Below are 24,233 nucleotides of genomic sequence, written 5' to 3' on the forward strand. Positions count from 1 at the left end.
TGAGCAGATCGCTTTTCCATATTCTCCCAATGGCCAGGCGCATAAATTCTGGCTGAGGCGCGTAACACAGCGCCCCAGCACGGCCTTGCGTTATGCCTTAAAATGTCTCCCAGTTGGCGTCTGAGGTTTTCACTGAAGCCGGAATGGGCCGACTGTGCGCGATCACGGGAGCGCTGGTCACGGTCATTGAAGAGGGCGCCGGTAACCGAAATACGGCCACGGTTTTTTCAAGTTCCAGCGCCTGATCCTCCAGGCTGCTGGCCGCCGCAGATGACTCCTCAACCAGCGCAGCATTCTGTTGCGTCGTGGTATCCATTTCCGTCATCGCCTGCGCTATCTGGGTAATGCCCCGGTTCTGTTCGTCAGACGCGGCAGCGATTTCGCCCATAATATCTCTGACCTGAGTGACGGATTTGACGATATCTCCCATGGTATTACCGGCACGGTTAACCAGTTCGGTACCGTTGTTTACGCGCTCCAGGGATTCGCGAATGAGTGCCTCAATTTCTTTTGCCGCAACAGAGCTGCGCTGTGCCAGGCTGCGTACTTCACCTGCTACCACAGCAAAGCCGCGTCCCTGTTCGCCTGCCCGTGCCGCCTCGACCGCGGCATTCAACGCCAGAATGTTCGTCTGGAAAGCAATACCGTTAATGACAGTGATGATTTCTCCAATTTTGCCCGAGCTCTGACTTATTCCACCCATCGTGGCGATCACGTCGCTGATAATTTCCCCGCCACGGCTGGCGTTATGTGATGCTTCGGTAGCCAACTGGCTGGCATGATGGGCGTTCTCAGCATTCTGTTTTACGGTTGAGGTCAGCTCTTCCATACTGGCAGCGGTCTCTACAACGGCTGCGGACTGCTGTTCTGTTCGTGAGGAAAGGTCAGTATTACCTGCTGCAATTTCAGAGGAGGCGCGAGCTACGCTGTTCACACCGTCCCGGACTTTTGAAATGATAGTGCGCAGACTGTGATTCATGGCACCGACGGCGGTCATCAGTTCGCCCAGTTCATCAGTACGCGAACTGGTTATTTCTGACGTCAGGTCGCCTGCTGAAATGCGTTTTGCTGAAGAAAGCGTTTCTTTCAGGGGAACGGTAATGCTACGGGTCATTCTCCAGGCGACAACAAGGCTAAGAATAATACAGGTAATCGTAGTGAAACCTATCTGCCAGAGGGCGGTATGTATGTACTCTTCAGCCATCTGAGACTGGAAGAAAGCCAAATCTGTCATGGACTGATTAAGTTTGCCTGCGGCGGCCGTCATGTCGTCTGAGGCGTGTTTCTCTGCGTTAACGGCAAGAAGATAGTTGTTCAACAGCACAGGGCCGGACGTTGTTTTTTGCTCCACTTCGGCTAACAAGGTAGTGAATTCTGAAGCGGACGGACCGGACAGCTGGGTCTTAAGCGATGACAGGGTATCCCTGATGCCAGCAAATTTATCCAGCGATGACGAATCTGGCGTTTTAATAAATGCCTGCACATAAAACGCGGCCTGTTCGATCTTCAGGCTCAGCGTGAGCAGTTGAGCAGCGTCAGCATGAACGGACGTCTGTCGGGCTGCCAGTTTTTCTGACAGCGCGGCCAGTTCCAGGCGGTTCAGTTCATTCAAGGAGAGGACGGTTTTGTCTGTACTCGCAAGAAAAGTCTGCCGTTTCTCCCGATACTGATTCAGGGCAACGCTGAGAACAGAAAGCTTTTCACGCCCGGCCGTGGACCAGGAGTAGTGCTCCAGGCTTTGCCGTAAACCCGAAAGCTGGTTCATTGCCTCGCCATTGATTTCGATAAACTTCGTCTCACGAGTATACTGAAAAAGTGTGCGGTTAAGCCGGGCTTTAGCCAGTGAATCCAGCATTTGTACGGTAATGTCACGTTTGGCAGAGTTCTCTTTGATATTTAAAAAACATTTGAGCGCCAGCGAAGAGATAATCAGTGAGGCAAGAATAACTAACAGAAAACCCAGAACCAGTTTCCCGCCTATCTTTAAATTGTAAAAGCTTTTTATAATTTTCATTTAATTAACCCTGTGTTGAACGTTACCCCGAGTCTTAGGTTTCTCAGGCGGTAATCGTATATCGGCACAAAAGATACATTCGTTATGCTTCTTTTGATTTTTGCCCATTATTTTTAAATTTATTTGATTTTTATCAACCTAATCACGCCCGTTTTCATTGGATTAAAATCAGGCATTTCATTATTTCAGGCGTTATTATATGAAATCTACTTTATCGTTTAACCAAAGGTTTTTGGGTTGATTAATTAATTAATTAATCCTTTAAATTTTATACATTTAATTTTATTTGATTTGGTAGAAAAAGAGTGTGGGTGATTTTAAGGGTTTCAACAAGAAATGGCGTAAAAGGGGTGCGTTAGTGGAGCGGGCATCCTATTAAACGTATATAAAATCGCCTTGCGTTTCTTGTCTGTTTTGCAAATAAGCGCAATATTTTGTCTGTCATGTTTTCCTCTGATGTTAATTTTAACGAAGCGGCTGTCCTGATATTTTTAGATCTTGTCGGATTCTGACTAAGTAAAAAGAAACCGGTACGTAAATTAGCGTCGTGTCACCGTCTCGTTTGCAACGCTCAGATATCAGTACAATAATTCATTAACGTGGGGGGCTGCTGGCGCCTGCAGCTAAAGTAGCCTGGAACTGTTTAGTTAGTTCGCTCCCCGCTATTCAGGTGGGGAATTTTTTATCTCTGCCTGGCATGAACAGCATTATTTCTGGCAGACAGTCCGGCATGTCAGGTGGATAACCCCTCTGACCATTCATGTCTGATGAAATCACTGAAGCGAGCGTCGGGTGACGGGCAGGATGACAGGCTTAGTGCTGCTGCACAGAACAGTGAGCCCCATTAATACAGTCATCGTAACCCGCCTGAAGGGCGGCTTTTCGCCAGCTCTGCTTTTGCCTCTGACGCGTCAATCATCAGGGAAGCGACAAAAAATATTCAGCCATTCTGCTTCCTGCGTTAGGCCCTTAAGCAAGCAGGCCTACAGATAGGGGTCGCCAGAATGCCTGACTACACCTTAAAACTGGATAATTTATGAAAATTCATCATCTCAACTGTGGATGTATGTGCCCCGTAGGTGGAGTGCTGTTTGACGGTTTCAGTAAAGGTCTGTATGCGCATCTGGTGTGCCATTGTCTGCTGATAGAAACAGACCGGCATGGCCTTGTACTGGTTGATACCGGTTTTGGGCGGGAGGATATGCGCCAGCCAGAAAAACGCCTTTCTGGCTTTTTTCGACTGCTGAACAATATTCAACGACGTGAAGATCTTACCGCACGTTCTCGCATTGAGGCGCTGGGGTTTGACGCTAAAGATGTCCGTCACATCGTTCTTACTCATCTCGATTTTGACCATGCAGGCGGGCTCACTGATTTTCCTGGTGCGCAGATACATCTGCTGCAAACCGAAATCGATACGTCACAGCAACGGCACAGCTGGCTGGCCCGTGAGCGCTATCGAACGGGGCAATGGACAGGCGTTTCCGGCTGGACGGGCTATCAGGTTCAGGGAGAGCGGTGGTACGGCTTCGATGCCGTGACATCTCTGACAGGGCTTCCCGCTGATATTCTGCTTGTGCCACTGCCCGGTCATACACAAGGGCATGCAGGCATTGCAGTTCGCGGGGCGGAAGGATGGCTGCTTCATGGCGGGGACGCCTGGTTCTATCGGGAAGAAATGGCACTGCATAAACCCCACTGTACCCCAGGGCTACGTTTCTATCAGTGGATGATGGCAATGGATAATAAAACCAGACGGGATACGCAACGGCAGCTTCGTGCGGTGTTAAGTCACTATCATCAGGAAATTACCTTCTTTTGCAGCCACGATGCAAAACAATTGCGGGCCCTGAATCCTGATGCGGAAATGGGTTAATCTTTGCCGATCTCCTTCGACGTTTTCAGCACAGTGACCGGGAATAATGGCGCAAAATCCCCTTCGCTTAGCGTGCCTTTACCGCTCTCATTTCATCTCTGTCACGGAAAGCAGCACCTGTACAGGGATGCGGCCATGGCGTTTGTTATGCCACTGAATCAGCCTGGGTCAGGGCCGAAAGTCTGCCAGACTCTCATCATCATCCTCAGAATAATAGTAAAAGCACGTTTTGCAAAAGAAAACGAGCGTTTCCCAAAATACACCTGTACAGCGGACCATCAAGTCTATAACTTTACCCACAAGTAATAGTAAACCCATTAAACATTTTCCCAGAGCCAACATTGTACAAAAACTCGTCCAAATCCGACGCCATGAGCGCCATTGCCCGCTACTTCGACAGTGCGTCACTGCCCACTCAGCAGGAAACGCTGGGGAGCATCGCGTCAGAAATTCTTCGCGCAGGAAAAAGCCTGAACCGCACGGCCATATGCAGCAAACTTGTCCGCCGCCTGGAGCTGGCAGGAAGTGCAGAAGAAGAGCAGCACTACCGTGAACTCCTGGGTCTTTTGTTCGGTCGTAAATCCGGGAACTGATCCCCCACGACTGCCAGGCTGAATCCCGATACTCGTCTTTCCCCTCGTTTCCCTGACGTTCACCCCTTTTGCCGCTGCATGATTCCGGCGGCATAACCTTACGCCATTATTACGCACGCGCTCAGCGCCGGGGTCAGGGGATGTTTAGGGGAACGTTGCAACGTGTGCAGTGGAAAGGGCAACACGCTGATTATCATGCCTGAAAGCCAGGCATCTACATGCTGACGCCACAGTTAACCTTCTGCGTCCGGCGAAGCGTTCCTGTTACTTCTGACGTTATCCACTGTTACCCGGCTCGAAGTAAGGGGTAACCAGCATATGGGGAATAGCGAGTGAAGCGAGCGCAGCAAACAGCGATTTTATGTCTGCGCCACTGGACGGGTACATCATACAGGTTGTCGCGACCGCCAGCAGAATGGCCGCTGCCAGCACCGGCCAGGTTGCATAAAGGTAGCCGGTGTAATGCGCATAACCCAGTTGAAGACGACGTAACCGGGTTTGTGGCAGGGCATGCAAAATTAAAAAACCCATGGAAAAGCCGACAAAAGGGGGAAGGAGCAGTAACGCCAGCGTCCCGGTAATGAGCCGCACATCGTGACGCCTCAAGCCGGTGATCATCAGGCTAATGGCACAAAGTGCGCCCGCAATCGCCATGCATAACGTCACAGAACTGAGCAGAGCGGGTGCCAGTCCTGCCTGGTGAAGAATGATGTTGTATTCTCGCAGGTGGAAGAGGGCCGGCGTGGCTATCATGCTGACACCTCTGGCCAGGCGTTCTGTCATCCTTCCCTTTGGCGCATCCTCAAGGGCAAAATGCAGCGCAGATGCCAGCAAGAAACCGGGTAATGCCAGTGCCGGCGAGCAGTGCCACCAGAACAGGCAAAGCAGGATGATCACGCCGTAAGCAGCCAGGAACGGCAACTTACGCCCGCGTTTTACTACGGCCAGATCGCTGGCACCGTGTGCCATGCCAATAACACCTATTGCGACAATGGCAAAAATCAACTGCACGGGCATCGGACTGAAAGAGGCAGCCAGAGCTGCCCCCCAAAGTCCTGTCCAGCCGGCAGTCTGCCGCAGAGTCATACCCGCACAGCACCATCAAATGTGGTATGGCGCAGCGCTTTTTCAAGACTGGATGCAGCGTAAAAGGCGTAAAACACCTTGGCGATGATATCAAGAACCAGGAATGCCCATACGGACGCAGGATCGGTGATGATTTTTAACCCTTCCGGACCGACAAGGAAAACGATAGGGTAGATGAACCAGACCACCGTCAGTAATGCGACGTTTTTGTTGTAAGCGTCCGCTATCGCTCTGCCGCGCTCCGCGGCAATCGTCCGCAGCGGCCCCCAAAGAAGGTAAACCACGCCAAGAAACGCAGCACAGGACCAGAGATACCACACCCATTTCGCGGCGAACGTTGCCGCCAGCGAAGAGACCAGACCGGTGATAATCATCATCACATCCAGAATGATGATGGCCGTTAAAAATCCCCCCATTTCACCCGGTTTACTCTGTTCATGAAAGGCAACCATCACCAACCCTGCCAGTAATACAGGCGTAGTGACGGACCAGTCTGCGTAGCGGGCCAGATAAACGATGCTGCCACTCTCTGTCGCCAGATTACCGAAACCAAATGCCATGGCCAGATAAGCGGTGGCAGCAATAAAAGGGACCGAGGCATGCATTAACGTATGATGTCGGAAGGGGAAGGTTTTTTTGCCGGTGGCATAAATCGCCAGTGACGCAATTGCCATGACCGAAAACCCGATCAAAAATGCGGTTTGATCCATAATACTGTCTCCTTGCACAGACGACTTTACAGGGCCGTTTGCGCTGCCATAAATTGAAATGAGTTTTATATTCCGAATGAGAATATGCCTGAAGTATATGGCACCCTGTTCAAAGCGCGAGTGACGCAACGGTGTTTACGGAAACACTGGGGAAATACATTAAATAAGTGGTTTTATATTCGTCGCTGACGGGATGAGAAATGTAAAAAGCTGTTTCATTGGCTTTCATTTTTAACATCTTGAATCCAGTAATAAAAGGCTTTTCATTGTTTTTTTTCTATTTATATCAGTTGCTTATTGATAATTATTAATCTCGCTAAAAATGAGAGTAAAGAATCTGAAAGAGAAAGAATTATATTTTTCGTTAGAGAAAATAAAAGCCTGTACTAAGTGAAGGATAAGGTTTTTAAATAGCGTTAATCGCGCTGCATTAATCAGCACTCTATATAATAACTGTCGGTTACTATGTTGCTGGCGTGATTCTCTTACAGAAATACGCTGGTTTTACAAAGCGATTGAGTCAGGTCGGTCAATATTGCGACACGCTATATTTCGCTTCAGGGATATCAGAAAAGCCATTATGCGGTGTGAGCACGTCGAGGATTCATCGTGCGTGACAATATTTACACCGCGCGTCATGATTAAATGTTTTCAGAAGAAAGCGCACTGGTCAGGAAAGCAGTTCGTCTTCATGTCGCGCGAATAAAACCCTGTTCACAATCGCGGCACTATTCTTAATTAACGACGCCAGGGGTGAAACGGTCCACGTTATGCAATCTAATTGTTTAAAACTTGATTAGCTTAAGGCCAGCACACGGGCCTACGCTTTGACCTGCACCACTCAACCGCATTTGCAGATAAGTCGTTAACGGGAACAATAAACTAACTTGAGGACCAGGCTTCAGTTATCAGGATTGACACGTTATGACGACGCGAACACCTCAGGCTGTTGTAGAAACCTTCTTTCATCGTATCGCCACCTCAGAGTCGGTAAGCGAGATCGCGGAACTGGTCAGTGAAAAGGTAGACTGGTTCATCGCTGGTAATACGCAGGTGGTTCCCTGGATTGGGCGCAAATGTGGCAGAACGGGTGTGGCAGAATTCTACGCGCAAATCCGGGAGCAGACGACGTCCGAAAAATTCGATCTTAACGATATGCTTATCAATGGTAACCATGTTGTTGCTACGGGGGAACTTGCCACGCGTGTCCAAAAAACCGGTAAGTTAATTGAGACTGAGTTTGTCCTTGATATGTACATCGAACAGGGACTTATTACGCGTTTCCGCATGTTTGAGGACAGCTATGCCGTGTCCGAAGCCTGTCTGTGAGTGGGAAGCCTCAGCCAGGACAATGAGCAATGTGCGGCGCAATCCGCATGTACAAGGCGGGTAAAACGAAAGCAAGAAGCCCCGCCAATGCCGCGGGGCTTCTTGCTTTTACAATGACGGATGTGCGCCTTTCATCGGGCTTACGGCTTCCAGCAGGGAAGCAATGTGAAGAATGACATGCTCATCGTGCCATTTGCCGACAATCTGTACGTTGATCGGTAATCCGTCACGGCTCTTACCGAACGGCAGCGCGACGCCAGGCAGGCCAGTGATATTCAGCGGCACCGTCGCACCCTGCAGATAAGTGGCGTCAACGTCCTGACCGTCAATCACAAATCTGTCTACGCCATGTTTATGCGCCGTAATGGGGAGGACATGCGTGATAAGCGCATCGTAACGTGAAAAGTATGCTGCAAAGCCATCCCGTAACCTTTCGGCGGCCTGCTCCGCATCAATAAAATCCGTCATCGAGCTATCTGGCAGAGACAGCATGGTTTTTGCCATTTTGTAGAGTTCATCAGGGTGGCGACCTGCCGTTGCCGCCGCAAAGGCAGGCTTCATCTCCATAACGTGAAGGCGGTTAAACACGTCCAGCGCAAAGTCCTGTTCCAGAGCAGGGATGCCGACATGTTCAACCTCAACGCCAGGGGCTTTTAACGCTTCCGCGGCCGTCTTCACCACGGCGGCCACTTCCGGGTCTACCGGGCCAAAACCCGGACCGGTCATCCAGCCAATACGCAGCGAACGTGATGCTACCGGCGGTAGCCCGTTAGCATGGACTCGCGCGGTGCTTGAGAATGCATCATGACCGTCCGGTCCGGAAAGCTGAGAGAAGGCCAGTGCAATATCGCGAACTGAGCGGGCCATTGGACCAACATGCCAGAAGCGGCGGGGCGCGCGCGGCCAGATGCCCGTCATCGGCACACTGCCGTGCGTGGCTTTCATCGACGTGATGCCGGTCTGGGCGGCGGGTCCTCGTACAGAAATGGCCAGATCTGTTCCCAGTCCCAGCGGAGACATTCCTGCGGCAATCGCGGCAGATTCACCGCCGCTGGAGCCGCCGGGCGTCCGGGTCAGGTCCCAGGGATTATTTGACCGGCCGGACAGCAGATTATCGCTCTCGATCCAGTATGAAAATTCCGGCAGGTTCGTCTTAGCCAGCAGGATACCGCCTGCTTTTTTAAGCCGTGCCACGCTGGTCGCGTCTTCATCAGGAAGTCGGCCTTCAAAAATGGGCGAACCACGCTGGGTCAGTACACCAGCCGTATCAATGGAATCCTTTACGGTGAAGGGAACACCATGAAGAGGGCCAAGTTTCTCTCCCTTCATCACGGCGGCTTCAGCGATGGCCGCCTGTTTCAGAGCGTCATCTGCCAGCGTGACGACAGCGTTAACGTCCGGATTCGTGGTAGCAATGCGATCAAGATGTGCCTGCATCACTTCAACCGGCGAAATATCGCGGTTGCGGATCAGGCTGGCCAGATGAGTTGCGTCGGAATAATAAATGTCTTTGCTCATGATTAATCCTCGTTGAAAAAAAACTACCTAACGATTGGTAGGTGAATTGTGGGCGCGAAAAATCGCACTGTCAATACCTACCTAACAAATGTTAGAATTGTTTTTCAGGTTTCCGGAGGAGCAGGGCAATGAGCAAAACATCACGCGACGAGATCCTCAACGCCGCCAGGCTGGCGGCACAGGCGCATGGTTATACAGGATTAAATATTCGTGGACTGGCCGACGAGGTGGGGATTAAAGCAGCCAGTATTTATTATCATTTTCCCAGTAAGGCTGAACTGGGCGCGGCAGTGGCCCAGCGTTACTGGGAGGATACGGCACGAGACCTGGCGGCATTACGGGAAACGGAGGGCGATGCGATAAACAGCCTGGGCCGCTATCCGCAGATATTTCGCCGTTCGCTGGAAAGCGGTAACCGGCTCTGTATGGGAAGTTTTATGTCGGCTGAGTACGATGACTTGCCAGAACCGGTCAAGCTTGAGGTGCAAAAGTTTGCGGACGTCAACATCGACTGGCTGGAAACACAGCTTCTGGAAGCGGGGATTACATCGTCAGAAGACAGCAGAATCCGTGCCGGTGCGATTTTTTCTGCCATCGCCGGCGCGCAGCTGATGGCCAGAAGTCGAAACACTATTCAGCTTTTTGATGAACTCATTGAAGGATACAGGCTGGCTGGTCTTTTACCCGCCGCCCGGTGCTGAGTTCTAAGAGAGTGGACAGCACCGGATGGACGCCGGGCAGGTCTGTCAACCGAAGCATGTGATGGGGCAACAGACGAGGAACTGAATGTTGCGGTAACCTTCGCGATGAAGGCCTGGGACGCCAGTCGGTTGTAGCGTGTTAATTAGCGAGAACGTGAGGTTGTTGACATTCGCTTCTGGTAAAGAGCGGACTGACATGGAGCTTAAATCCGCCATGAGCGAGAAGCGGACCTCCATTACAAAAACATCAGACATCATTTAGTTCCGGGCAATAAAATGAACTGAGATACTGTTTCTCCCAGGCGCAGAAGAAAATCGTTTCGCGAAGGATGAGGCTCAGTTACCTGCGGGGGGAGCTCATCCATGAAGGTAAAGTGACCGGCATTCTCAGCAATATGCAATTCAGAGGATGTGTGGATACTCAATGACTGATGAAGAAATGTGGCCTGCGAAGGTGGGGTAATGAAGTCCTTATCACCCGCCCAAATCTGAAGCGGAACATGTATGGCGGCTAATGACTTATGTGTTGGAAAAAAATCGGCGGGTGGTGTCAAAAGAACAAGTCGGTTCAGGATTTTTTGGCCGTCAAACGAAACGGGTTCTCTTGCAATTGTCCATGCTGTAGCGCCGGCATGAATAAGTAAAATCGTTGTCCCAAGCGAATGACCAACGCCTGAAACTGAAACATAATGCGTGCAGAATTTCTCAGCCGTTAAGTCAAGCCGCTGGAGGCGTTCTGTTAATTCGGCTTTAGTCGGAAAGGGCGAGGTCACTCGTTCGAAATGCGGTGCTACAACACATATGCCGTGACGGGCAAATGTCTTTATGAGCCCGATGTGCCGTAGCGGGCTGCCGCCAAGTCCTGCAGCAAAAAGAATACACGCTGTTGCATCCTTTACCTGAAATAAGGTCACATCAAAAATTTTCTCTTCACTTTCAAGCTGTAATGTTTCCTGATTGACTCTTAAATTCATTTAAATCCCCCTGACAGTAAGCTGCCCGAACATACCATTTTTAGTAATTGAAGAATTTGCTGTACTTCCGCTTCTGGCCGGAGGAGACGCACGCACAGACCAGTGTCCGTCAGGAGCAGAAAGCGGACATGCGTGCTCAGAAATGGATTGCATCCTTCTGGTTTACCTGTGCAGGCATACTGTAAACGAGTTGTCACAAGATGCGCCATTGCCGGATTAACATATCTGAATTAACGAATATATAATTGACTCACAGATTGCAGACAGTGAGAATGGCTTTACTGCCGGACTCAGGAGTCATCATGCCTCAATTTCAGCCTCTACAGCTTTTCAAAAATCTCTCTGACGAAACACGACTCCGTCTGGTGTTGCTGTTGCGCGAAAAAGGAGAGCTTTGCGTCTGTGAACTCACGTCCATGCTGAAAGAAAGTCAGCCAAAAATTTCCCGGCATCTGGCTTTACTCAGAGACGCCGGCCTGCTTATCGACAGACGTGACGGCAAGTGGATTCATTATCGGTTATCACCACACATGCCCGCCTGGGCTGCCGCGGTGATTGAGCAGGCTTACCTGTGTCAGCGCGATGACATTCTGCAACTCACCCGGCAGGCTGAAAGGAATAACGCGACCACCAACGGCAAGCCTGTCTGCATTTAAAAAATTTATCCAAACACATATGATTTTTCATATTTTTTTGCTGGATTATCTTGCGTTCGGTTTACAGGTTTTATATCCAAAGGAGAAAGTATGATTCTGGCAGGCGCTGTATTCGTCCTGACGCTGGTGCTGGTTATCTGGCAGCCAAAGAGACTCAGTATTGGCTGGAGTGCGGTTATCGGGGCGGCGCTGGCACTGCTGACCGGCATGGTGCATATCGATGATATTCCGGTTGTCTGGCAGATTGTCTGGAACGCCACGGCCACGTTTATCGCGGTGATTATCATTAGCCTGCTGCTTGATGAATCTGGTTTTTTTGAATGGGCTGCACTGCACATTGCCCGCTGGGGAGGCGGTAAAGGCAGGTTGCTGTTCACGTATATTATTTTGCTGGGTGCGACAGTGGCGGCCCTGTTTGCCAATGACGGGGCGGCACTTATTCTGACGCCTGTTGTCATCGCCATGCTGGTGGCGCTGGGCTTCAGCCCCGGTGCCACGCTGGCGTTTGTGATGGCGGCAGGCTTTATCGCTGACACATCCAGCCTGCCGCTCATCGTATCGAACCTGGTTAACATCGTGACGGCGGACTTTTTTAAGCTGGGGTTCAGCGAATATGCGTCTGTCATGGTGCCGGTAAATATTGTGTCCGTGGCGGCTACCCTGGTTATGCTTCACCTCTTTTTCCGTAAAGATCTTCCAGTCACTTATGACCTGGTGAAACTGAAGGCACCGCAGGAAGCCATTCGTGACATGCGAACGTTTAAAGCCGGATGGCTGGTCCTGCTCCTGCTGCTGACCGGCTTTTTTGCCCTTGAGCCTATCGGCGTTCCGGTCAGTGTAGTGGCAGCAGTGGCGGCATTTATTCTGTGGCTTGTTGCCCGGAAAGGGCACGTAATTGACACGCGTAAAGTGCTGAAAGGCGCACCCTGGCAGATCGTCATCTTCTCGTTGGGTATGTATCTCGTTGTGTATGGCCTGCGCAACGCCGGGCTGACGGATTACCTTTCAGCCCTCCTGAACCGTTTTGCAGAGCAGGGCGTCTGGGTGGCCACGCTCGGCACTGGTTTTTTGACCGCCTTTCTGTCATCAGCGATGAACAACATGCCTACCGTTCTGGTCGGTGCCCTGTCCATTGAGGGGAGTACGGCTCAGGGCGCGGTAAAGGCGGCGATGATTTACGCCAACATCATTGGCTGCGATCTTGGCCCGAAAATCACCCCAACAGGCAGCCTTGCGACCTTGCTGTGGCTGCACGTACTGGCGCAGAAAAACATCACTGTCAGCTGGGGCTATTACTTTCGCACAGGCATCCTGATGACTCTGCCGGTGCTTTTTGTCACGCTTGCTGTATTGGCCCTGCGTCTGTCTATTTAAATCATAACGGGTACTGTATTCATCCAGCACTTTAAGGGAGCATTACTTACGACTGACATTACGATTTACCATAACCCCGCTTGTGGAACCTCGCGTAACACCCTGGCGCTTATACGTAATAGCGGCGCAGAACCATCAGTGATTTTGTTATCTTGAAACGCCGCCAGCGCGCGACGAACTGAAAAAGCTGATTGCGGATATGGGGATCAGCGTGCGCGACCTGCTGCGCAAGAATACGGAACCGTACGAGCAGTTGGGGCTGGCAGAGGACCGGTTCAGCGATGATGAACTGCTGAATGCTATGCTGGATCATCCTATCCTCATTAACCGTCCGGTGGTCGTAACGCCTCTTGGTACAAAACTCTGTCGTCCGTCAGAGGCGGTTCTGGACCTCCTGCCGGACCCACAGCAGGGGGCTTTTACCAAAGAAGAGGGGGAGAAGGTCATTGACGAGCTCGGGAACCGACTTAATCACTGAACCTGACGTGACATTTCTGCCCTGCAATGTTTTGTTTGCGCGGTCTGGTGATATTGCTGGTGGCATTCTGGATGAACCAGCAGGGATCAGGCCAGTATCCGTCGACTAAGCAATTGCGTTGCAATGACAGTTGCCTCAAGTCTCATCGTGCGTTAATCAAGACGGGTCATAAAAAACGCTCAGCTCATATGTATCACCGTGGTGCGTGCTGCACTGACATCATGCGCTTTACTCCCGCCACCGGGCCTGTATACCGCCTTCCTCCGTTTATTTAACAGTTGGCGCATTAATTGCTTTCTAACTGTTACCGCATCCTGCCGTACAGGAACAGGCACTGTAGCTTGGCAAGCGGCTTGTGGCGAGCAGCCACTCCACTACATTGATTTCAGGCGAAGAAGCCCTACCGGCAATGCTGTCGGCGGGGCTTTTTTTTGGAGTAAATCTATGAATAAGTTGAAAGCATGGTTTCAGGGGCCGCAGGATATTACCGAAGCAGAGGCCGTTGAGGATTACGCGGTAGGCCGTGTACCATCGCACTATCGCTGGCCCATCCCGGCTATTATTCTGGTGTTGCTGGGCAACTCTACCGCGATGTTCTGGTTCAGCCTTGGCGCGGACATGAGCTATCAGGTCGGTTGGCCAATGTTGCTGCTTCCGATTGGTTATATGGTGGTGTTCGCCACCCTGATTGGCTCGTGCATTATGAAGATGGCGAGTAAAGAGGGGCTCTCACTCAATCTGATGACGCGCGGGCTGGGGTTTGGCTATATGGGCTCAGCCTTCACCTCGCTGATTTACGCCGTCAACTTCATCTTCTATTTTCTGTTTGAAGGCACCATTGTTTCTCACGCCATCGCCAACTATGCGGGCGTGCCGGTCAACTCCATTACCGGTATCGCCATCTTTGCGCTGATGGGGCTGGCCGCCATCTGGTTTGTCTGGAAAGGCATGTCATCAATGCAATTTCTGCAAACCTGGGGTGTTCCCATTTTCATTGCGCTGTTTGGCTTTTGTATCTGGCAATTAACACACCACTATCAGGCGGTCAGTTTCAGCGGCTGGCAACCCAAAGGGGAAGTCGACAGTCATGCATTGTGGCTGGTCATGAACATGGCCAACGGGCAAATTGTTTTTCAGGGATTGATGGCAACCGATTATGGTCGTTTTGCCCGTCCGGGGATCACGCATAAAGGCACCGCAACGATCATGCTGGGGATGCTGATCCCGATTGTCGTGGTCATGCTGTTTGGCGCATTTATGGCTTATACCCTGATGCCACATATTCAGGGCGAAGATGTCTGGTCGCTGGCGCTGGATCCGGGCTTTGTCTTCCCGCTGGTTATTGGTCTGACAGGTGTGTTATTTGCGGTGATTACCCAGATTCGCATTAACGTGCTCAATCTTTACTCTGGTTCGATTGCCCTGTCGAACACCATGGATATGGCCTTTAACTATCGCCCGGGACGTCAGTGGTGGATGTTGCTGGTCTGGTTGCTCGGCGTAGTGTTCTATATCTGCAACATTTTGCAGTATACCGGCACTTTCCTGTCTATTACCGGCATTCTCACCAACACCTGGGTATTTATTATCCTTGCAGATTACTTTATCTGTCGCAAAGTGCTGCACCTTGCGCCTTCCGATTTCGTGGAATTTCGCAAAGAGTATCTGCGTATGTGGAATCCGTCAGGCGTCATTGCGTTGTGCGTCGCGGTGGCGACAGGGGCGGCAGGCGTGCTGGGCCTGTATCCCATGGTGTACGCCTCGTTTATTGCCATGCTGGTTGGTCCTGTGCTGCATGTGGCTATCAGCATGGCGGCCCGCGGCAGCTATTACTTCAAAACCTTCCCGGAGGATATGCAAACTCGCTGGAAACCCGCCGATGCTTACCAGGGGCCGAAACCGGTTTTTAATCCGTTACTGAGCAAGGAGGCAGAATAATGCGCATCAATGTTGCCACCATCCAGTTTGAACCCACGCAGTTCAGAAAAGAGGAAAACGTTGCTCGCCTGCTGGCATTAGCAACCCAGGCCGCGCGTGATGGCGCGCGCTTAATTGTGATGCCGGAAATGGCCACCACCGGCTACTGCTGGCTGGATCGCGCGGAAGTCGCCCCCTATGTAGAAACGGCGGACGGCCCTACCAGCCAGGCATTTGCTGCGATTGCGCGTGAGTTTAACTGCTTTTTGGTCTTTGGCATGCCGGAGCGAGACAGGGTAACTGATCTCTACTTTAACAGCGCTATTCTTGTCGGGCCGCAGGGCGTGATTGGCGTCCACCGTAAAACGCACCCCTATATTTCGGAACCGAAATGGGCGGCTAACGGTGATGGCGGACATCAGGTCTTTCACACTGAGATCGGCAATATCGCGCTATTGATCTGTATGGATATTCACTTTATTGAAACCGCCAGGCTGGCCGCGCTGGCGGGCGCGCAGATTATCTGCCACATCAGTAACTGGCTGGCTGAACGTACGCCCGCGCCTTACTGGCTCACCCGTGCCTGGGAGAATGGCTGTGCGCTGATTGAAAGTAACCGCTGGGGATGGGAGCGGGGCGTACAGTTCAGCGGCGGCAGTTGCATTGTGGATAGTCTGGGGAATGTGCTGGCCAGTTGTGACAGTGGCGATCGGATACTCAGCGTTGAGTTACCCCTTCCTGAGAAAAATTCGCAGCTAAATAAGCGGCGGCCTGAACTCTATCAGCGTTTGATGACCAATACTTACCACTGGAATCCAATGGACTTTTTTGGCCTGTATGGGCGTGATCCCCTGCCCGACGGCAAAGTATCCCGTATCGCGGTGGCGCAGTTTCGCCCGCAAAACGAGGTGAATGCCAATCTGGCACAGATTCGGCACTGGGCCGAACAGGCGAAATCAGATGGCGTGGAACTGCTGGTCCTGCCGGAGCGCGCGCTGACCGGTAGTGACGGTAGCCGCTTTGCACTGACGCTGGAGGATGCGCCTGTACAGGCGCTGATCGCGCTGGCGATGGAACTGAATATCGCGCTGCTCGCAGGGTTCGCCGAGCGGGAAGGCAATCGGTGCTATAACAGCGCGGTGCTGGTGAGCAGTGAAGGGGTAAACGCGCACTATCGCCAGATTCATTTGAGCGAACAGGATCGGCACTGGGCCTGCGCAGGCAATCAGTGGGTGACGTGCGATCTGCCCTGCGGACGCGTTGGTATTTTGCTGGGTGAAGATCTGCTGGTGCCGGAAGCCGCCCGGATTCTGGCGCTGGAAGGCTGCGACATCATTGCCTGCCCGGCGCAGCTTTATTCCCCTGTGCCAATGGCGCATGCGGGCACGGCGATACCGCATGTCTGGCCGATTCCGCGCGGCGCCGATCCTCACCACTGGCTACTGCCGCGCGTCCGTGCGGGGGAGAATAATGTCTGGCTGGCTTTTGCCAACTGGCCCGCTGCGGAAGGCGAAAGCTTTGGCCTGAGTGGGATATTTGGTCCGGAAACCTTTTCTTTTCCGCGTAAGGAAGCGAAAGCGATCGGTGCGAAAGGGCTGGCGGTGCTGGCTATCTCTACGGGTTCAGCCGGAACCCCTTATCCCGGCCATGTGGTAAGGCGTAAAGACCTGGTGCTGATGCGTCAGCCGCATTACTACACTGCGCTGATTGCTCAGCCACCACGATGAGCCACAGTCGCGGCCTGCGGGCCGCGTTGATTCAGGAGCTATGATGACTGCCACTCAACCGCTGCCTAAACGCGTTATTCCGGTCGGTATTCTCTATTCAGTTTCAGGCGATTATGCGGTTATCGGGCGCGAGATGCTCAACGGCATTCTGCTGGCGATTGAGGAGATAAACGCCAATCCTGCCCATCAATTTACCCTTGCGCCCGTGATCCGCGATCCGCAGGGATCGCTGGACCTCTATTACGACTATTGCCACGACTTACTCTATCGCCATGGTGTGCGTCATGTGATTGGCTGCTATACGTCTGCAGCGCGGAAGACCATTCTGCCGTTGATCGAAGGCGCCAACGCGCTACTGTGGCACTCTGCACGCTATGAGGGCTTTGAGAGCAGCAATAGCGTGATTTACCTTGGTGCCTCCCCCAACCAGCACATTCTGCCGATGCTCAGTTGGTTGTTACAGCAGCAGGCGGCGGAGATCTATCACATCGGTTCTAACTATGTCTGGTCATGGGAGATGGATCGCATCACCCGTGAAGCCGTGATCCCTGCGGGCGGCAGCGTGCTGCAGAGTAAATTACTGCCCATGGGTGACGAAAATGTGGAGACGTTAATCGCGGATATTATCGCCTGCCGCCCGACAGTCCTCCTCAATACCATGGTCGGCAAAAGTGCCTACAGTTTTTACCGCGCCTGGCACCAGGCCTGCCAGCAGCAACCGTGGTTAAACGAGGTGCTGAAGCTCAGTCTGACGCTGTGTGAACCGGAAGTTCAGTTAATTGGCGCAGAGGCGTTAGAGGGATACCTGGTTTCTGCAAGCTGGTTTCAGTCGATTGACAGCGCCGCCAACCGGCGCTTTCTGGGCAGCTATCATCAGCGCTTTGGGGAGCATGTTTCGCCGTCAGTGGACAGCGAGAGTGCCTGGCTGGCCGGACATTTGCTGGCGAGAGCCATTGCGCGCCACGGTAACGGGGATGTTGAAGGTGTGCGCAATGCGGTATTGCAGGATGAAATGGATTCGCCAGCCGGGCGGATCCGCCTCGACGCCGACAACAATCACTGCTGGTTGACCCCGCATCTGGCACGATGTCACAACGGCAGGCTGGAGAGTTTCTGGCAGGCAGATGCCGCTGTGAAACCCGATCCCTGGCTGGCCAGGGTGGATCTTGCGAGCCTCCTGCCGCGCGGAGGTGGCGCATGAGCCGAAAAAACGTACAGTTACGCGGATTAAAAGTGTGTGTGATCGGCTGTTCCGACCGCGATAACCATCATCTGGCACAGCAGTTCAGCCGCATAGGGATTGAGGGCCTGTTCTGTGCCGTGTTTCCGGACGAGCATCAACTTGCCGATCGGCAGTTACTGGTGTTCGACGGCGATAACTCAACCCTGTTTCACCCCACAAACCCGCTCCCCTGGCCCGCGTTACCTAAGATTGCGCTTACCGCCGTTGAAACGCCCTCGCGCTTACAGTGGATTGCCGAACAGAAGATCGACAGCTACATGCGTAAACCGGTGCGCTTTGATGGCGTGATGACCGCGTTTACCCTGGCGCTTAACAATGCCTCGCATATCAACCAACTCGACGCGCAACTCCGGCGGCAGGAAGAGCGACTTCGGGCACGTAAGTTTCTGTTTTCCGCACAACTGCGGGTTATGGATGCGCTCAGTCTGGACGAGGACGATGCCTATAGCCTGCTGCGCCGCGCCTCAATGGCACAACACATGACCATTGAAAATCTCAGTTGTGCATTGCTGAACGATACCGAGGCCTGGCTCAACCGCTTAAAATCACTGCTGGCAGAACTGTAAGTATCGGTGTAATGCAATGAAGGATATCAATGTATATGTAGCTCTCTCACTATTGACCTGCTCCCGGTTGATTACGGTGGGATGTTTGCCATGTCCGCTTCCGGCACAAAGCGGACATCCGTATCAACCAGTGTCCGCTATGAGGGAGAAGGAAATCGTGGTGAAGAGCAAACCGCCGATGCATGACCGGCGGCGTCATTCGGCTGTAGTTTAGAGTCTGTAAATGGAAGCCTGCCATGGTTGCAGAGCCAGTTGGGTTGCACCCTCTTTAGCCGGATGGGCGGAACCACTGTCTAATGCGAGCCTGTTGATTTTTATCCCCTCTGGAAGTGAATATTTCAGTTGTTGTTTAGTGAAGTTGATTACAACAAGATAGCGTTGGTCATCTTGTGTTCGCGTATAGGCGAACACCTTATCGTTTGCTGGATCGATATCCTTAAATTTGCCATATATCAGCGCCGGCGTTTGGCTGCGCAGAGCGATAAGGTGCCGGTAATAGTTATAGACCGAGTCGGGATTGTGTTCCTGAGATGCGGCATTGATCTGCACATAGTCAGGATTGACCGCCAGCCATGGCTTACCGGTTGTAAATCCCCCATTAGCCTGGCTGTTCCATTGCATGGGTGTACGTGCGTTGTCACGGCTGGTTTGCCTGACGTTTTGCAGATATTCCTGAGCTGAAACTTTCCCGCTGACAACAAAATCTTTCCACTGGCCCCGTACTTCAACATCTTCATAGTCCTCAATGCGCCTGAACGGGTAATTGGTCATTCCGAGCTCATCACCCTGATAGATAAACGGTGTGGCGCGTTGCGTCATCATCATGGTCGCCAGCGCCTTTGCAGAGGCTTCACGCCAAAGTGGACCGTCGTCACCGAAGTGCGATACGGCACGCGGATTATCGTGGTTACTCAGGAAACTTGTGTTCCAGCCATCATCACCTGCTGCATTGTCAATTTTGGTATAGGTTGCTTTAAGCTGCGGCAGGGTCCAGTCGGTTTTACGCCAGCCATCACGGTCCAGTCTCACCAAATCAAAATTAAACAGCATGTTCAGTTCATGGCGCTGCGGATCGGTGAATGTCTTCGCCTGTTCTGGTGTCACTCCAAACGCCTCGCCTACGGTCATCGTGTCATAATGTGAGAGGACTTCCCGGTTCATTTCCTGCAGATACTGATGGACGTAAGGTCCGTTAGCAAAAACGAACTCAGGGTGAGCCAGCGCAGCGGGAGGCAGATCCGGAAGCTTTGGCTGCTTGGAAATAAAAGGAATGACGTCCATGCGAAAGCCTGATACGCCTTTATCCAGCCAGAAGCGCATGATGTCATACACATCAGCCCGCACCTTCGGGTTATCCCAGTTAAGATCCGGCTGTTTGCTGGCAAAATAGTGCAGATAGTACTGGCCGGTTTGCGGATCCAGTTTCCAGGCCGAACCACCAAAGAATGACGGATAGTTATTTGGCTCTTTGCCATTGTGACCGTCGCGCCAGATATAAAAATCACGGTACGGGTTGTCTTTGGATTTGCGGCTTTCCACAAACCACTGATTCTCATCACTCGTATGATTGACCACCAGATCGATAATCAGCCGCATATGACGTTTTTTCATTTCTGCCATCATGCGATCGAAGTCTGCCATCGTGCCGAACTCTTTCATGACCTTTCTGTAGTCACGAATGTCATAGCCGTTATCGGCATTGGGTGAATCAAAATGTGGACTCAGCCAGATAACGTTAACGCCCAGCGTTTTCAGGTAATCAAGTTTTTCGGTAATGCCATTCAGATCGCCGATGCCATCGCCATTGGTATCGTTAAATGAACGTGGGTAAACCTGGTAAACCACTGCCTCTTTCCACCATTTATTCTCACCCGGAACTGATTGAGCCGCTGTGTTTTTTGGCATTGTCTTCTCCGTTTCCGATGCAATTGCCTGCTGGCTCAGTAATGCCGCCATCAGCGCCGCAGATAACCAACCCATACGTAATGTTGCCGTTTTCTTGATTAACGTGTTCATTTTGCAATCTCATTAATAGCGCCAAAACATCTGATGCCGCCGCAAGCGACTGGCTGAATTGAAGTTTTCCTTCGCGTCTTTATCGCGTTGGGTAAGGGGGATGGCGAATGTATGTCCCGACGGAAAGGTAATCCCCCGGCTTTTTAAAGGCGCAGGTCAGATAGAAATTTTGAGAGCAAGCTCTAAAAAAAAACTGCTGATGAGATGTCTTTTAAATGTGTAAGTTGTATAGATTTACTGGGCTATTCATCATTGTGTAAAAAAATAGTATTTTAAATCAGTTATTTATTTTGTCCTTTCTTTTCCGAGTTTTAACAACCTCGATCATACAAGAGGTATAAAAGTGATTTTTAGGCTGATAGCACAGAGGCTACGTGAGCGCATCAACTCAGATGAGTTTAAGCAGGGTGATGCGCTGCCCGGTGAGCAGGTACTGGCGCAGGAAACCGGTGTTTCGCGCAGTACGCTGCGTAAAGCGATCACTATTCTGGTTGAAGAAGGCATGCTCGAACGCAGGCACGGCAGCGGAACCTATATAGTCCAAAAGGATTTGCAGCACGATACCTACGCGCTAAACAGTTTTGCCGAGCATATGAAGGAAATTAAAAGAGAGCTGAGGAATGAAGTCGTGCAGTTTTGCATCAGGCTGGCACCACCGGCCATCGCGCGCCAGCTACGCATCAAGACGAACGACCAGGTGTATTTTTTTCAGCGCATCCGCTATGTAGACGGCAAACCGTATATGGTGGAAGACAGTTATATGCCAGTTCGGCTGTATCCCACGCTTTCTTTACACTACATGCGCGGTTCAAAATTTGACTACATAGAGAACCAGTGCGGCATCGTGATTGACTACTGTATCGAAACCTTTGCGCCTGCGCTGGCTACAGAGCCGTATGCTTATCATTTGAATCTTAAAGAGGGCGCGCTACTGCTGCAGCTTACGTCTCTGGCGCTTTCAACTGAAGGGGAATATCTTGATTTTTCGGTCATGTACATGAATCCCAGTGAATACCAGGTGAAATACCATATGAAGCGCAACAAAATTTTGTAGAACAACCTGATGTTCAGTTTGTACAAAGCCGCTTCAGCGACAGGGAGGCACGAGATAACGTTTCATTTCCGCAGAGTGGGCATTTCACCGAACAACAGAAAAGAACATAAAAAAACCGCCTGGCAGTCGCCTGTTCAACGTGGTAGCCGGCATTATTAATGCACCGCAGGGAAACCGGATCGTTCTGCCCTGGTGTTGGCATATCCGGCTTCTCCGCATCCACTATTATCACTATCGGCAGAAGACGGTGATTCTGCAACAAATAATGGAAATCATCGTTTCCTTTTTTAAGGATTAACAGGCGGAACAGGATTCAGTCTTATACGGATTTGTTGCATGGCTAAGCAAAGTCCATTTCTAAACGTCCGCTTGTGGCACAAGGCGGACGGTCGGTGCTGAAGGTCCGCTTTGAGCGAGGAGCGGACTGACATAAAAGGTCCAAAAGAAGAAAAGGGCGTTACATTGCTATGTAATAATTAGCTGTAATTTTGAGCACAACATGATTCTGTGTTGCACTATCGCCTACATTATTTCACCAGTTTAAAATATAAAATAATCATAAGCAGAGGACTTAACAGAAATCATCGAACCAAATTCAGAAACATTCCACGCCGCCTGAAAGCTCTTAACCGTTGGGCTGATACTTTCAACTGCCTTGAGCGAGCCCTGTTTTCTGAAAATGAGCAATACTGGAATTTCAAAATCTCTGTGGAAATCAATCTTGTTCAGGGAAAGTACAGCACGCTTAGAGATAAGGCAGCCTGTGCGCAAGCCATGATCAACGCTTGTTCAAATCTCATTACGGTAACTGCAGACAAGAATTATCTCCCACGGATTACTGCTGTTATATGCCTTCCAGATATGTTTACAAGCGAAATCTGTCTGTATCGGTCAGAGGACTATTACCAAAGCTTTATTACTGAAAACTATTCAGAAAAGGGTGCCTCCGCTTTGATTCAGGAACACAGCCTGGCTGCTGGGTGGGGGCTCATGCTTCCAGCTAATGTGCAGGAGCTGGGTATAACACTCGAATACTACGGGAGTGAGAATCGTGATGAATGGTTCACCGGAGAGCGTTGGTATTATGGTCAGGTCATGTGATAGTGCTGTCTTCTATGTTTAATTGAACATCCGCTTTTGGCAGCAAGAGTGACACGTCATTGGGGTAATAAATTGATCAAAAGCGGTGAGCCCGGAAGGATGGTTAGCATTGCACTAACCATCGGTTGTCTCTCCGCGCCACTAAAAAAGCACGGCCAAAACAGTCGTGCCTTATCAGGCTACAGGAAAAGGGCTATTGCAGCTTAATGCCTTTCGTTTCGGGTGCCATCCACACCACAACCATCGCGGCGATAAAGGCCAGAACTGTGGTCGCCAGCCCTGCGGTAAATCCCCCTATGCTGGCAACATAGCCAATAAGTAGCGGCGCAATAAACCCACCTAAGCGACCACCGTTATAAGCCAGGCCCATTAAAAAGCCGCGTGACTGTGTGTCGCCAATAATCTCGGCAAGGAAGGGCCCGGAGCCGGCAAAAATACCGTTTACACCAAACCCCGCCATAAAGATGGCTGCCATCAGAACCAGTGGCTGGCTTGTCGCCAGATACAGGCCGACTGCCACAGCGCCGATAAACAGGTAGAGCAAAAACATGGGCCTGCGCCCCCATTTATCTGCCAGGAGTGAAAACACAAGGAAGCCGGCAATCGCACCTGTTTGCAAGGCCAGCACAAATTTCAGGCTGTGCAGGAAATCAAGGTGCTTCACTTCACGTAGATAGGTGGGCGTCCAGGTAAAAACACCCCAGAACAGGTACTGAATGAAAAAAATAAAGGTAAAGGCCAGCAACAGTCCTTTTAGATTCGTTTTGCCCGACCGCGCCGTCTGGGTCGGTCTGTGAGCCCGTTCCCGCTGGCGTGCCAGCCACACTGGCGATTCAGGCGTGATATAGGCAATGACCATCATGATAAAAACCGGCAAGGCGCCAATCATGAAAAGGTATCGCCATCCGCCGTTTTCCAGTTTGCCTGTCATCGCCGTGACCAGTGCCGTCAGCCCAATCGCTAAAATGGCCCCCACCGGCAAACCCATTTGCATCAGTGCACCACCCCGGGCACGGCGTTCAGGGCGCCACGTTTCGGCGATGAGCGCTGCCCCTGAGGTCCACATCCCACCCATTCCCAGTGCCCCGCAAAATCGCAGCAAAGCAAAAGTTTGTTGATGATGGGAAAAGGCCAGGAGTCCTGAGAAAAGCGAATAGATCGTAATACAAATGAAAGCGGTTCTGACTCGTCCGATTTTGTCGGCGACCATCCCGAACAGAATGCCGCCAATGATCTGTCCGCCAGCCGTGGTGCTGATAAACAGACCCAGTTCAGTTTTGCTGACAGCAAATACCACGCC

Annotated in this window: 19 protein-coding genes and 1 pseudogene; 13 read left to right on the top strand and 7 right to left on the bottom strand. The window is 51.5% G+C overall.

The features are described from left to right. Positions 1-97: 97 nt before the first annotated feature. The gene (locus RAC65_RS21760) at positions 98-2,014 is read right to left on the bottom strand and encodes a methyl-accepting chemotaxis protein (RefSeq protein ID WP_375097284.1); all 1,917 of its coding nucleotides are present in this window, start codon (positions 2,012-2,014) and stop codon (positions 98-100) included. 1,036 nt (positions 2,015-3,050) lie between these two features. Between RAC65_RS21760 and RAC65_RS21765 the strand changes: the two genes are divergently transcribed. Both RAC65_RS21765 and ycgZ read left to right on the top strand, forming a co-directional pair. Beyond that, positions 3,051-3,890: an MBL fold metallo-hydrolase gene (locus RAC65_RS21765; RefSeq protein ID WP_375097285.1), complete on the top strand. Its 840-nt coding sequence runs from the start codon at positions 3,051-3,053 to the stop codon at positions 3,888-3,890. 341 nt (positions 3,891-4,231) lie between these two features. Then, the gene (ycgZ, locus tag RAC65_RS21770) at positions 4,232-4,483 is read left to right on the top strand and encodes a regulatory protein YcgZ (protein WP_155489659.1); all 252 of its coding nucleotides are present in this window, start codon (positions 4,232-4,234) and stop codon (positions 4,481-4,483) included. A gap of 276 nt (positions 4,484-4,759) precedes the next feature. Here ycgZ and RAC65_RS21775 read toward each other — a convergent pair whose 3' ends face one another. Next, positions 4,760-5,569 (bottom strand): Brp/Blh family beta-carotene 15,15'-dioxygenase, encoded by an 810-nt coding sequence (locus RAC65_RS21775; protein ID WP_375097286.1) that lies wholly within the window; start codon positions 5,567-5,569, stop codon positions 4,760-4,762. Beyond that, positions 5,566-6,279, bottom strand: a complete 714-nt coding sequence (locus RAC65_RS21780; protein WP_054634118.1) for a bacteriorhodopsin — start codon at positions 6,277-6,279, stop codon at positions 5,566-5,568. Before RAC65_RS21780 ends, RAC65_RS21775 begins: the two co-directional genes overlap by 4 nt. A gap of 924 nt (positions 6,280-7,203) precedes the next feature. Here RAC65_RS21780 and RAC65_RS21785 point away from each other — a divergent pair. After that, the gene (locus RAC65_RS21785; protein ID WP_375097287.1) at positions 7,204-7,608 is read left to right on the top strand and encodes a nuclear transport factor 2 family protein; all 405 of its coding nucleotides are present in this window, start codon (positions 7,204-7,206) and stop codon (positions 7,606-7,608) included. A 108-nt stretch (positions 7,609-7,716) separates the two neighbouring features. Here RAC65_RS21785 and RAC65_RS21790 read toward each other — a convergent pair whose 3' ends face one another. Beyond that, on the bottom strand, positions 7,717-9,126 hold the full coding sequence (locus RAC65_RS21790) for an amidase (RefSeq protein WP_054634116.1): 1,410 nt from the start codon (positions 9,124-9,126) through the stop codon (positions 7,717-7,719). Positions 9,127-9,254: 128 nt separating this feature from the next. Between RAC65_RS21790 and RAC65_RS21795 the strand changes: the two genes are divergently transcribed. Next, positions 9,255-9,827: a TetR/AcrR family transcriptional regulator gene (locus RAC65_RS21795; RefSeq protein WP_375097288.1), complete on the top strand. Its 573-nt coding sequence runs from the start codon at positions 9,255-9,257 to the stop codon at positions 9,825-9,827. A 254-nt stretch (positions 9,828-10,081) separates the two neighbouring features. On the opposite strand, the gene RAC65_RS21800 is transcribed toward RAC65_RS21795, so the two are convergent. Beyond that, positions 10,082-10,801 carry an alpha/beta hydrolase gene (locus RAC65_RS21800; RefSeq protein WP_375097289.1) on the bottom strand — a complete coding sequence of 240 codons (720 nt, stop codon included), beginning with the start codon at positions 10,799-10,801 and terminating at the stop codon, positions 10,082-10,084. A 302-nt stretch (positions 10,802-11,103) separates the two neighbouring features. On the opposite strand from RAC65_RS21800, the gene RAC65_RS21805 reads away from it, so the two are divergent. The 7 genes and pseudogenes from RAC65_RS21805 to RAC65_RS21835 all read left to right on the top strand — a co-directional run bounded on the left by RAC65_RS21805 (position 11,104) and on the right by RAC65_RS21835 (position 18,762). After that, positions 11,104-11,457 (top strand): metalloregulator ArsR/SmtB family transcription factor, encoded by a 354-nt coding sequence (locus tag RAC65_RS21805; protein ID WP_375097290.1) that lies wholly within the window; start codon positions 11,104-11,106, stop codon positions 11,455-11,457. 90 nt (positions 11,458-11,547) lie between these two features. Next, complete coding sequence (locus RAC65_RS21810) at positions 11,548-12,831, top strand: arsenic transporter (RefSeq protein ID WP_375097291.1); 1,284 nt, start codon at positions 11,548-11,550, stop codon at positions 12,829-12,831. Between the two features lie 21 nt (positions 12,832-12,852). Continuing rightward, positions 12,853-13,309 (top strand): annotated as a pseudogene (gene arsC, locus RAC65_RS21815) (glutaredoxin-dependent arsenate reductase). A 444-nt stretch (positions 13,310-13,753) separates the two neighbouring features. Next, positions 13,754-15,247 (top strand): purine-cytosine permease family protein, encoded by a 1,494-nt coding sequence (locus RAC65_RS21820; protein ID WP_375097292.1) that lies wholly within the window; start codon positions 13,754-13,756, stop codon positions 15,245-15,247. Beyond that, positions 15,247-16,953: a nitrilase-related carbon-nitrogen hydrolase gene (locus RAC65_RS21825; protein ID WP_375097293.1), complete on the top strand. Its 1,707-nt coding sequence runs from the start codon at positions 15,247-15,249 to the stop codon at positions 16,951-16,953. The genes RAC65_RS21820 and RAC65_RS21825 overlap by 1 nt, the downstream gene beginning before the upstream one ends. 40 nt (positions 16,954-16,993) lie before the next feature. Next, on the top strand, positions 16,994-18,154 hold the full coding sequence (locus RAC65_RS21830) for a transporter substrate-binding domain-containing protein (protein ID WP_375097294.1): 1,161 nt from the start codon (positions 16,994-16,996) through the stop codon (positions 18,152-18,154). Then, on the top strand, positions 18,151-18,762 hold the full coding sequence (locus RAC65_RS21835) for an ANTAR domain-containing response regulator (protein WP_375097295.1): 612 nt from the start codon (positions 18,151-18,153) through the stop codon (positions 18,760-18,762). The genes RAC65_RS21830 and RAC65_RS21835 overlap by 4 nt, the downstream gene beginning before the upstream one ends. 210 nt (positions 18,763-18,972) lie before the next feature. On the opposite strand, the gene RAC65_RS21840 is transcribed toward RAC65_RS21835, so the two are convergent. Then, on the bottom strand, positions 18,973-20,778 hold the full coding sequence (locus tag RAC65_RS21840; RefSeq protein ID WP_375097296.1) for an alpha-glucosidase: 1,806 nt from the start codon (positions 20,776-20,778) through the stop codon (positions 18,973-18,975). Positions 20,779-21,121: 343 nt separating this feature from the next. On the opposite strand from RAC65_RS21840, the gene RAC65_RS21845 reads away from it, so the two are divergent. Together RAC65_RS21845 and RAC65_RS21850 are read left to right on the top strand one after the other, a co-directional pair. After that, entirely contained in the window at positions 21,122-21,832 is a 711-nt protein-coding gene (locus RAC65_RS21845) for a GntR family transcriptional regulator (RefSeq protein WP_375097297.1), read from the top strand. A 507-nt stretch (positions 21,833-22,339) separates the two neighbouring features. Next, a complete protein-coding gene (locus RAC65_RS21850; protein ID WP_375097298.1) occupies positions 22,340-22,933 on the top strand; it encodes a DUF3916 domain-containing protein in 594 nt (197 codons plus the stop codon). Between the two features lie 193 nt (positions 22,934-23,126). Here the strand turns inward: RAC65_RS21850 and RAC65_RS21855 are convergent. Further along, positions 23,127-24,233 (bottom strand): MFS transporter (locus RAC65_RS21855; RefSeq protein ID WP_375097299.1); only part of this gene is annotated, 1,107 nt, incomplete at its 5' end.

This window comes from Pantoea sp. BS_8 (genome assembly GCF_041954965.1).
GTDB lineage: Bacteria > Pseudomonadota > Gammaproteobacteria > Enterobacterales > Enterobacteriaceae > Pantoea > Pantoea stewartii.

What these genes read in the sequence shown, in the direction of transcription:
- RAC65_RS21785 (WP_375097287.1), top strand. Translation starts at nt 7,204, where the DNA reads ATGACGACGCGAACACCTCAGGCTGTTGTAGAAACCTTCTTTCATCGT.
- RAC65_RS21810 (WP_375097291.1), top strand. Translation starts at nt 11,548, where the DNA reads ATGATTCTGGCAGGCGCTGTATTCGTCCTGACGCTGGTGCTGGTTATC.
- RAC65_RS21835 (WP_375097295.1), top strand. Translation starts at nt 18,151, where the DNA reads ATGAGCCGAAAAAACGTACAGTTACGCGGATTAAAAGTGTGTGTGATC.
- RAC65_RS21825 (WP_375097293.1), top strand. Translation starts at nt 15,247, where the DNA reads ATGCGCATCAATGTTGCCACCATCCAGTTTGAACCCACGCAGTTCAGA.
- RAC65_RS21790 (WP_054634116.1), bottom strand. Translation starts at nt 9,126, where the DNA reads ATGAGCAAAGACATTTATTATTCCGACGCAACTCATCTGGCCAGCCTG.
- RAC65_RS21795 (WP_375097288.1), top strand. Translation starts at nt 9,255, where the DNA reads ATGAGCAAAACATCACGCGACGAGATCCTCAACGCCGCCAGGCTGGCG.
- RAC65_RS21780 (WP_054634118.1), bottom strand. Translation starts at nt 6,279, where the DNA reads ATGGATCAAACCGCATTTTTGATCGGGTTTTCGGTCATGGCAATTGCG.
- RAC65_RS21800 (WP_375097289.1), bottom strand. Translation starts at nt 10,801, where the DNA reads ATGAATTTAAGAGTCAATCAGGAAACATTACAGCTTGAAAGTGAAGAG.
- RAC65_RS21775 (WP_375097286.1), bottom strand. Translation starts at nt 5,569, where the DNA reads ATGACTCTGCGGCAGACTGCCGGCTGGACAGGACTTTGGGGGGCAGCT.
- RAC65_RS21760 (WP_375097284.1), bottom strand. Translation starts at nt 2,014, where the DNA reads ATGAAAATTATAAAAAGCTTTTACAATTTAAAGATAGGCGGGAAACTG.
- RAC65_RS21830 (WP_375097294.1), top strand. Translation starts at nt 16,994, where the DNA reads ATGATGACTGCCACTCAACCGCTGCCTAAACGCGTTATTCCGGTCGGT.
- RAC65_RS21820 (WP_375097292.1), top strand. Translation starts at nt 13,754, where the DNA reads ATGAATAAGTTGAAAGCATGGTTTCAGGGGCCGCAGGATATTACCGAA.
- RAC65_RS21805 (WP_375097290.1), top strand. Translation starts at nt 11,104, where the DNA reads ATGCCTCAATTTCAGCCTCTACAGCTTTTCAAAAATCTCTCTGACGAA.
- RAC65_RS21840 (WP_375097296.1), bottom strand. Translation starts at nt 20,778, where the DNA reads ATGAACACGTTAATCAAGAAAACGGCAACATTACGTATGGGTTGGTTA.
- RAC65_RS21765 (WP_375097285.1), top strand. Translation starts at nt 3,051, where the DNA reads ATGAAAATTCATCATCTCAACTGTGGATGTATGTGCCCCGTAGGTGGA.